Raw genomic sequence first — 8105 nt, 5'->3', positions numbered from 1 at the left:
CGCGATTGAGAACCAGAATGATCCATTTTAATTTGAACAATATCCGGTTTATCCAATAAAAATCACCTCACCAATTAGATGAGGCAATCATAACTTGAATTAAATTATTTTTGAAGTCGGTCAGTTATTTACTGCTTACGTTGTTTCCTTGTTAAAGTGAAATTAAAACTAAAGGAGGCACAACGTGATGAAAAAGACTGGCTGGATCATAATTATTATTTTACTTGTAGTCGTTATTGGTGGTGGTATTTATATGTATAATGGGGATCAGGCAAAACAAAATAAGATTGAGCAAATGCAAAAAGATAATAGTAGTCTCCAGAAAAGAATTGACCAGGATGAAGTTGAAAAACGTGAGCTGGAAAAGAATCAACCGGACGCGAGAAGAAACGCTTCTTCGGAAAAATCTGGTTCGGTTTCTGGTTCGGAGAATGCAGCAACACAATCTTCTGAATCAAGTAGTAGCGCATCATCCACTTCACAAACTACCGATAATTCAGTTAATAGTTCAACACCGGCCGAAAGTGAAAGCTCAAAATAATGGCAGAAAAAGTTGAAACTCACAACGGACGCGATGAAGTGGGTTAAATTATTTAATTATTAAAAGAGTAAGCTTCCGGCCAAACGGTTAGCTTACCCTTTTTGGATACCAGACCTTCAGGTAATCAAGTTGGCGTAGTTCATCTAATAAACAAATTGCGTGCAACTTAATTATAAATAAGTATAATTACGTAATGAAGGGGATGATCAGAATGGCTAAGAATAATGAAAATGATGATTTAAAAAAGCGTCTAACGCCACTACAGTATGATGTAACGCAACATGCTGCAACTGAGCGACCTTTTACTGGTAAGTACGATCAATTTGATGAAGTGGGAATCTACGTCGATATTGTTAGCGGAGAACCTTTATTTAGTTCATTAGATAAATATGATGCTGGCTGTGGTTGGCCATCTTTTACAAAACCAATCAACGCCGAACAACTCAACCAAAATACCGACTCTTCGCACGGGATGCTTCGTTCTGAAGTTCGGAGTAAAGAAGCCAAATCACATTTGGGCCATGTTTTTCCTGATGGACCACAGGCTGAAGGTGGGTTGCGTTATTGTATTAATTCGGCGGCACTACGTTTTATTCCGGTGGCGCACTTAGATCAGGCCGGTTATTCGAAATATAAGAATCTTTTCACGAAGGGGGACGCTTAAATGAGTGAAGAGACAGCAATTTTTGCTGGTGGGTGTTTCTGGTGTATGGTGAAGCCTTTTGATACGCAGCCTGGAATTAAAAAAGTCGTCTCTGGTTATACAGGTGGTGATGTTGCTAATCCAACTTACGAACAAGTTATTAGTCACACGACAGGCCACACTGAGGCCGTTAAAGTTACGTTTGACCCAGCCGTGATCTCTTACAAACAACTGGTACAGATATATTGGCAGGTAACTGATCCAACCGATGCAATGGGACAGTTCCAGGATCGTGGTGCTAGCTATCGGCCTGTAATCTTTGTAAAAAATGAACAGCAAAAAAAGATCGCCGAAGAATCGCGAAATAAATTAGAAAATAGTGGTAAATTTACCCAACCAATTGTCACTAAAATTGAGTCAGCCAAACCATTTTATCCGGCCGAAGAGGCACACCAAGATTTTTATAAAAAAGATCCATTGCGCTATCGAATTGAAGAAATGGGTGGCCGGGAAAAATTTATTAAAAAGCACTGGTAGGGAAGGTAAACAAATGAAGCGGGATTGTACCCACTGATACCGCTAAAATTAGGTTTATAAAATCTAAAAAGTTGGCGTTATAGATGTAGTTCACATCAATCCTTGGTTTGTAAAGTAAATCGGCCTAAGCGTGTAGTCGGTGATTAATCTACTTTTGAAAAAGGCCGCACTTTAAATGAGGATTCAGCGTATTTTGTTCAAGCTGGTAAGTGAGTATGTTATAATTCAGTCATTCTAAAACAAAGAGGCTAACTAACGATATAATGGATGATTTACAGCGTATTCTAAAAAAACATCAATATGCCGCACGGGCATCGACAGCTTTTATCTACTCAATTTGTGTTTCAGTAGCAATGAATTTCTTCTGGCAACCAGGTAAGATTTATGCTTCCGGAATTACGGGTTTTGCTCAATTACTGGCAACGCTCTCTAAACGTGTTTTACCATTTTCATTATCAGTACCACTCTTGCTGTTTTTGCTTAATTTACCACTATTTGTGTTAGCTTGGCGCCAAATTGGCCGACGTTTTACTATTTTTACCGTTATGGCGGTTGTTTTTTCAAGTATCATGATGAAGCTGGTTCCGATTACGGAATTAACTTTTGATCCAATTATTTGCGCCATTTTTGGTGGTGCAGTAAATGGTTTTGGTACTGGTCTGGCGTTGAAAAATGGAATTTCAACTGGTGGTTTAGATATCATTGGGTTGGTGTTACGTAAAAAAACTGGTCGGAGTATTGGGACCATTAATATTACTTTCAATGCGTTTATTATTTTAGCGGCCGGTTTTATTTTCGGTTGGCCGTACGCATTTTATAGTGCATTAAGTATTTTCGTTAACGGTAAGGTAATGGATATGGTTTATACACGGCAGCAAAAAATGCAAGTTATGATTGTGACCGATAAACCAAAGCGGGTGATTGATCACATTCAAAATCGCATGCGCCGTGGTATTACCATTGTGCATGATGCTGAAGGTGCTTACCAACATGACGAAAAAACCATTTTATTTACCGTTATTTCCCGTTATGAAATGCATGATCTGGAGGTTGCGATGCGTGAATCTGATCCTAGGGCCTTTGTCAGTATTTCAGATTCCGTTAAAATTTTAGGGCACTTTTACGAACCAACAGTTTAATCACTAGGTGTCAGAAAAGTGATCAGTTTCTGCGCTGAGCGTAAAAACCTGAATTATAGGCTAAGATCATTAAAAAATATGAATAAAATAAGGGCTGGGACGAAAACGTTCCAGTCCTTATTATTTTCGGATATTGCTCTAGAACGTGCGGCAAAAGTCTGGGTTTACGTGCCTAACTACAGCTAATTCAATAACCATAGTACGGTTATTGGATTAGCTTACGTTACGCAGTGAACCCAAAACCGACTTTTACCGCACTCCGTATTAGGTGTACCGCAAGGATAGTTTAAACAGGTAATTTAATTTGTTTAGGCCAAAAATGACTTAAGAGCAAACCGACCAGAAAACCAATTATTGCCGGTAGAAGCCAATCAAGACCAATACTGAAAAGTGGCAGGTAGTGCTGGGCTAAGTTTAAGCAGGCCTGGCTAACCGTTAATTGACGTAGGCTTGCCGGTGCAACGTTAAGTCCGTCAATAATAGCCACTAGGAAAGTGAAGCTTGTTGTTGTCAGGTAAACGATTTGGCGATGGTGAAATAGTGGCGACAGTATTCCCAGCAGCATTAAAGTCACAGCCAAGGGATAAATGAAATATAGAACCGGAGTTGAGTAAGCAATAATTTTGGTTAACCCCACGTTAGCAAATAGACAGGCTAGACTACTGGCCAAACTGATCCAAACAAGATAGCTTACTTCAGGAAACAAACGGTGAAATGATTCACCAAACGCTGATATTAAACCAATGGCTGTTTTTAAACAGGCAATGATTACAATTAAGGCCAAAAGTGTGCTGCCAAGGCCACCAAAATAATAATTGGCAATTTGTGCCAGCGCAATGCCCCCATTTGCAGATGGCTTAAAGTGGCCAGCACTCATTGTTCCCATTATTGCTAATAAAGCATAAATGATTGCCATTAGGCTCATGCTGATTAACCCAGCGCGAACCGTATCCCGGGCAATGGCGGTGGGCCTTGTAACCCCTAGCCCAATAATAGTATCCGTAACGACAACGCCAAAGGCCAGTGCCGCTAATGCATCCATTGTATTATAGCCGGCAGTGAAACCAGTAAAAAAGGCGTGATTTTGGTAGCCTGCCAACGCTGGTACTTGGGAGATACTGCTTAATGGTTTGATTAAAGCAATCAGCAAAAGGCTACCGAGTAAGATGAGGAAAATTGGATTTAGGTATTTACCAATAATCTCAATCAACTTAGATGGTTTTCGTGCAAACCACCAGGCCAACAAGAAAAAGCCAAGTGAGAAAATCACGAGTAACCATTGGTGCTGCCCCGTGAATGGGACCATGCCAATCTGAAAAGACGTTGTTGCGAGCCGTGGTAACGCAAAAAAGGGTCCGATTGTTAGGTAGAGCAAAATGGTAAACAAGTAGGCGTAGGGCCGACTGATTCGGTTAGCAAGTTCAAAGCTACCGCGACTACGGGTCAGGCCCAGAGCAACCACACCAAGCAGCGGTAAACCGACCCCAGTTAAAAGGAACCCAAGAATAGCCGGCCCAACATTCTGACCACTGTGTTGACCAAGAAAAACGGGAAAAATTAGGTTACCGGCACCAAAGAATAAACCAAAAAGTAATGAACCAACGTACAGGGATTGCTGGCGATTGAGACGTCTCATAATTAATGGTCCTCCCGATCGGTCTTAAAATCCAATAAGAAGCCTTGTGCCTGGATGATTGCTGCCAAATCCGCTCGGTTACCTAATTCTTGGCTGATACTCTGGGCAATGTGTTGTTGATAATTTGTGGTTCGCGGTGTTTGCCGGCGATTTTGGTAATAGGCTTGAACTTGTTGGTTGTAGTTAGTAAGTGCAACTGGTTTACGGGGGTAGTGGTTCGTAAAGTGAACCGCCCGTTCAGGTAAACGTGGTTTCTCACTAGGATCTTGTTCAGGATAACCGAGAGCCAAACCCAATAATGGAAAGGTTAATGGTGGCAGTTCTAGTAATTGAATCATTTGCTGCGCATCGTTTAAAACACTGCCTAAAATAACACTGCCGATGCCGATACTTTCTGCGGCAACAACCAAGGATTGTGTCACTAGAACAGTATCAAAGACCGCCGCCAAAAATTTATCGGTACTGTGTAATAACTTATCTGGTTCATGTTCGGCCAAAGCCAGTTGCTGATTTCGTTGTTGATCAGCAATCATGATTAGTAGGTGTCCATTGTTGGCAACGTAATCCTGACCAGAAATCGCTGCAATGGCCCGTTTCTTTGCTGAATCAGTAACGCTGATGATTGAATAGTTCTGACAAAAATTACTTGTTGCTGTGTGTTGGGCAGTGGCGATTAATTTTTCAATAATATCTGTGGCTATTGGTTGTGGTTTAAATTGACGAATTGTTTTATGATGAGTGAGTAATGCCAGTGTTGTGTTTAAGTCAGACATGTTGAACTTCCTTTCTAAAACTCGGACTAAAAACAGTACTAGGCTAACTTTACAGGAATTTATTTGAAATGAAAAGAAGCGGGGTAAAAAATGACATTAATTGGGTCCCACGTTAGTATGCACGGTAAAGATATGTTCCTTGGCTCGGCCAAAGAAGCGGCCAGTTATCATGCAACTACCTTTAGTATTTATACGGGTGCACCACAAAACACACGGCGCAAACCGATTGCTGAGTTGAACATTGTGGCCGGCAAGGCTTACATGCAAGAACATGGATTGCAAAGCATGGTAATTCACGCACCTTACATTATTAATTTGGCAAACACTAAAAAATTAGATCATTTTAGTTTTGCGGTGGATTTTTTGCAAAAAGAAGTTGTTCGGGCGGAAGCCATTGGTGCTAAGCAAATTGTGTTACACCCAGGTTCCCACGTTGGAGCAGGTTCTGCGGCAGGAATTGCCAATATTGTCAAAGGACTAAATGAGGTGTTACGGAGTGATCAAACAACTCAGATCGCTTTAGAAACGATGGCCGGTAAGGGCACTGAAGTTGGCCGAACGTTTGAAGAGCTTGCCGAAATTATTACGGGAGTTACCTTGAACGATAAATTAAGTGTTTGTTTTGATACTTGTCATACAAGTGATGCCGGTTACGCCATTAAAACTGATTTTGATGGTGTTATGACTAAATTTGATCACGTAATTGGTTTAGACCGCCTAAAGGTGATTCATTTAAATGATTCAAAAAATCCGCAAGGCAGTCATAAAGACCGGCATGCGGATATTGGTTTAGGCTACATTGGTTTCGAGCGGCTTAATCAAATTGTTCATGATGAGCGTTTTAACACTGTTCCCAAAATTATGGAGACACCGTGGGTTAAAGGGGAAGGTAAGGATAAATTTGCCCCATATGGTTACGAGATTGCAATGTTTGAACGGCAGCAATTTAACCCTAATTTAGAGGCCGATATTTTGGCGCAAAGGCCATTTTAATATTATGGTTTGGGGCTACCGTAATTATCTAAGTCTAAGTGTTCCAAAATGAGTGTTGCCGTTTCTTCAATTGACCGGTGGGCGGTGTTAACGACGTAGCAACCGATTTTTTGGTACAGCTGACTTGCATAATTGAGTTCTTCAGTAATCTGTTTTGTATCAGAGTACGCCGTATTGGGGTTAAGCCCGTAAGCAATCATTCGTTCACGGCGGAAATTATTGAGGACGGCAATATCCGTTGTTAGGCCAATGATCTTCTTAGGATCAACTTTCCAAAGTTGTCCGGGAATGTGTGCCGAGGGGACGAGTGGTAAATTAGCGACTTTTAAATTACGGTTAGCTAAAAATAAAGATAGTGGGGTTTTCGATGTTCGCGAAACACCTAGTAGAACGATGTCAGCTTCTAAGAAACCCTGTGGGTCCTTGCCATCATCGTACATAACGGCAAACTCCATAGCAGAAATTCGGTCAAAATAACGATCATTAAGCCGATGAATGGCCCCAGCTTCACCCCGCGGCTGTTCACCAGAACGTTTAACAATTTCGGACATAATTGGATTTAATAAATCATAGCAAACTAACTTATTTTCTTTGGCAAATTGATTAATTTTATGGGAGAGACCTGCAGTAACTAATGTGTGAATAATGATTGGTTGTTTTTCCCTTGCCTGTTTCAAAACAACATCAAGCCGTTCTTCAGTTTTAGTGAAGGGAAAACGAAAGTAAACGGGTGAAACGTCCGTAAACTGGGCCAATGCGGCCTTGGCAATATTAAGGGCGGTTTCACCAACGGAATCAGAAATAATAAAAAATTTGATTTCTTGTTTTGCGACCATTTAAAAGACTCCTTTAAAATTAAAAAATTTATTTGTGTATCGGTAAATAAGCCATTTCTTATTGTAATTGCTTTCATCATAGCATAATTATCCGGTCCAAGGCGACGAAAAAAGATAAATTTAATCACGACAATTGTGTCTAGTTATTGACGTGGTACGATTACATCTGTATAATAAAAGCCGAATCAGTTTTTGAAGGAGAAATCTTGCAAGACGATTCCATTCTTGAGCTCGGAGGGAGGGATATCATATGGCAAAGACAGTCGTTCGCAAAAACGAATCTCTTGATGATGCTCTTCGGCGTTTCCGACGCACTGTGTCCAAAAATGGTACATTGCAAGAATACCGTAAACGTGAATTTTACGAAAAGCCAAGTGTTAAACGGAAATTAAAATCAGAAGCAGCAAGAAAGCGTAAGAAATTCTAACACTTTTTTGGTGTGAATGAAGGAAATGATCATCAGATGGCTCTGATTGATACGTTAAATGCAGACTTAAAGACGGCAATGAAAGCGCGGGACAAAGAGACATTAGCCACTGTTCGGATGTTAAAAGCTGCCGTTGTTAATGAGCAAGTTAAGCTAGGGCACGATTTAAACGATCAAGAAGGATTGGCTATTTTAGCGACAGAACTTAAGCAACGAAAAGAATCGTTGACTGAGTTTAAAAAGGCTAATCGTGAAGATTTAGTCACGCCGTTATTACAAGAAATCAAGATTGTGGAACGTTACTTACCACAACCGTTATCCGAAGATGAAGTTAGTCAACTTGTCCAACAAGTAATTGAACAAGTTGGTGCAACTTCAACTAAGGATTTTGGTAAAGTGATGAAAGTTTTGATGCCACAAGTTAAAGGTCGCGCGGATGGCGCTGTTGTAAACAAGCTAGTTAAAGCTGCTTTAACAAAATAAGAAAAAAGGTTGTGCTTAGGTGAAGTGAACCCTTAAAATTGGACAAATTATTAAGCTGCTTTTTGAACGGCGAGTTCTCGGTATTTTACCGGGGACT

At 40.5% G+C, this 8105-nt stretch carries 10 protein-coding genes; 7 read left to right on the top strand and 3 right to left on the bottom strand.

Features of this window, described 5'->3' with window-relative positions; all coding sequences use genetic code 11:
* Positions 1–184 precede the first annotated feature (184 nt).
* From EKM61_RS10490 to EKM61_RS10475, 4 genes are all read left to right on the top strand, one after another.
* Positions 185–541 (top strand): hypothetical protein, encoded by a 357-nt coding sequence (locus EKM61_RS10490; RefSeq protein ID WP_125636215.1) that lies wholly within the window; start codon positions 185–187, stop codon positions 539–541.
* 211 nt (positions 542–752) lie between these two features.
* The gene (msrB, locus tag EKM61_RS10485) at positions 753–1205 is read left to right on the top strand and encodes a peptide-methionine (R)-S-oxide reductase MsrB (RefSeq protein ID WP_068224518.1); all 453 of its coding nucleotides are present in this window, start codon (positions 753–755) and stop codon (positions 1203–1205) included.
* Positions 1206–1721, top strand: a complete 516-nt coding sequence (gene msrA / locus EKM61_RS10480; protein ID WP_068224515.1) for a peptide-methionine (S)-S-oxide reductase MsrA — start codon at positions 1206–1208, stop codon at positions 1719–1721.
* 263 nt (positions 1722–1984) lie between these two features.
* A complete protein-coding gene (locus tag EKM61_RS10475) occupies positions 1985–2860 on the top strand; it encodes a YitT family protein (RefSeq protein WP_068224510.1) in 876 nt (291 codons plus the stop codon).
* A gap of 286 nt (positions 2861–3146) precedes the next feature.
* On the opposite strand, the gene brnQ is transcribed toward EKM61_RS10475, so the two are convergent.
* Complete coding sequence (brnQ, locus tag EKM61_RS10470; protein ID WP_068224508.1) at positions 3147–4499, bottom strand: branched-chain amino acid transport system II carrier protein; 1353 nt, start codon at positions 4497–4499, stop codon at positions 3147–3149.
* A complete protein-coding gene (locus EKM61_RS10465) occupies positions 4499–5269 on the bottom strand; it encodes a nitroreductase family protein (protein WP_068224503.1) in 771 nt (256 codons plus the stop codon). Before EKM61_RS10465 ends, brnQ begins: the two co-directional genes overlap by 1 nt.
* Positions 5270–5359: 90 nt before the next feature.
* On the opposite strand from EKM61_RS10465, the gene EKM61_RS10460 reads away from it, so the two are divergent.
* Positions 5360–6262, top strand: a complete 903-nt coding sequence (locus EKM61_RS10460; protein ID WP_068224501.1) for a deoxyribonuclease IV — start codon at positions 5360–5362, stop codon at positions 6260–6262.
* Positions 6263–6264: 2 nt separating this feature from the next.
* Here EKM61_RS10460 and EKM61_RS10455 read toward each other — a convergent pair whose 3' ends face one another.
* On the bottom strand, positions 6265–7098 hold the full coding sequence (locus EKM61_RS10455; RefSeq protein ID WP_068224499.1) for a pyruvate, water dikinase regulatory protein: 834 nt from the start codon (positions 7096–7098) through the stop codon (positions 6265–6267).
* Between the two features lie 250 nt (positions 7099–7348).
* Here EKM61_RS10455 and rpsU point away from each other — a divergent pair, with 250 nt between their 5' ends.
* Both rpsU and EKM61_RS10445 read left to right on the top strand, forming a co-directional pair.
* Positions 7349–7525, top strand: a complete 177-nt coding sequence (rpsU, locus tag EKM61_RS10450; RefSeq protein ID WP_068224497.1) for a 30S ribosomal protein S21 — start codon at positions 7349–7351, stop codon at positions 7523–7525.
* Between the two features lie 36 nt (positions 7526–7561).
* Complete coding sequence (locus EKM61_RS10445) at positions 7562–8008, top strand: GatB/YqeY domain-containing protein (RefSeq protein WP_068224494.1); 447 nt, start codon at positions 7562–7564, stop codon at positions 8006–8008.
* Positions 8009–8105: the final 97 nt, after the last annotated feature.

Source organism: Loigolactobacillus backii (genome assembly GCF_003946275.1).
Classification (GTDB): domain Bacteria; phylum Bacillota; class Bacilli; order Lactobacillales; family Lactobacillaceae; genus Loigolactobacillus; species Loigolactobacillus backii.
Note: the sequence above shows the minus strand (reverse complement) of the source record. Positions and strands in the feature narration are given on the sequence as shown.

Excerpts from the sequence above, each read along its gene's own strand:
- msrB (WP_068224518.1), top strand. The coding sequence starts at position 753 with ATGGCTAAGAATAATGAAAATGATGATTTAAAAAAGCGTCTAACGCCA.
- msrA (WP_068224515.1), top strand. The coding sequence starts at position 1,206 with ATGAGTGAAGAGACAGCAATTTTTGCTGGTGGGTGTTTCTGGTGTATG.
- EKM61_RS10475 (WP_068224510.1), top strand. The coding sequence starts at position 1,985 with ATGGATGATTTACAGCGTATTCTAAAAAAACATCAATATGCCGCACGG.
- EKM61_RS10465 (WP_068224503.1), bottom strand. The coding sequence starts at position 5,269 with ATGTCTGACTTAAACACAACACTGGCATTACTCACTCATCATAAAACA.
- EKM61_RS10460 (WP_068224501.1), top strand. The coding sequence starts at position 5,360 with ATGACATTAATTGGGTCCCACGTTAGTATGCACGGTAAAGATATGTTC.
- EKM61_RS10455 (WP_068224499.1), bottom strand. The coding sequence starts at position 7,098 with ATGGTCGCAAAACAAGAAATCAAATTTTTTATTATTTCTGATTCCGTT.
- rpsU (WP_068224497.1), top strand. The coding sequence starts at position 7,349 with ATGGCAAAGACAGTCGTTCGCAAAAACGAATCTCTTGATGATGCTCTT.
- EKM61_RS10445 (WP_068224494.1), top strand. The coding sequence starts at position 7,562 with ATGGCTCTGATTGATACGTTAAATGCAGACTTAAAGACGGCAATGAAA.